The sequence below is a fragment of the Nocardioides antri genome (assembly GCF_008373765.1).
Classification (GTDB): domain Bacteria; phylum Actinomycetota; class Actinomycetes; order Propionibacteriales; family Nocardioidaceae; genus Nocardioides; species Nocardioides antri.
In genome coordinates this window covers 1-260 of the sequence record NZ_VUJW01000190.1, presented here as the reverse complement: position 1 = coordinate 260, position 260 = coordinate 1, and the positions used below count along the sequence as shown (strand labels likewise).

Annotated in this window: 1 protein-coding gene; it reads left to right on the top strand. The window is 65.0% G+C overall.

From position 1 onward, the window contains the following. The first annotated feature begins 49 nt into the window (after positions 1–49). Complete coding sequence (locus F0U47_RS22980; RefSeq protein WP_188111463.1) at positions 50–229, top strand: hypothetical protein; 180 nt, start codon at positions 50–52, stop codon at positions 227–229. Positions 230–260: the final 31 nt, after the last annotated feature.

The window sequence follows — 260 nt, the reverse complement described above, 5'->3', positions numbered from 1 at the left end:
GGCTACGGCGGCGGCTCTGGGTTCGGTGCCGGAGGAGGCTTAGGTAGCGGTGGATCAGGAGAAGGTGCTGGCGGGCACAGCGGCAGTGGAAACGGAAAGTACAATGGGGCGAGTGGATCCGGAAATAACGGCTACGGAGGCAGCAGCGGCGGAGCATTCGGTGCGGGAGGTGGATTTGGAGGGGGTGCTGGCGGTGGCCTGGGCGGTGGTGGAGCAGCAGGTGGACTAGGCAGTGGCAGTGGAAAATACGGTGGCTTCGG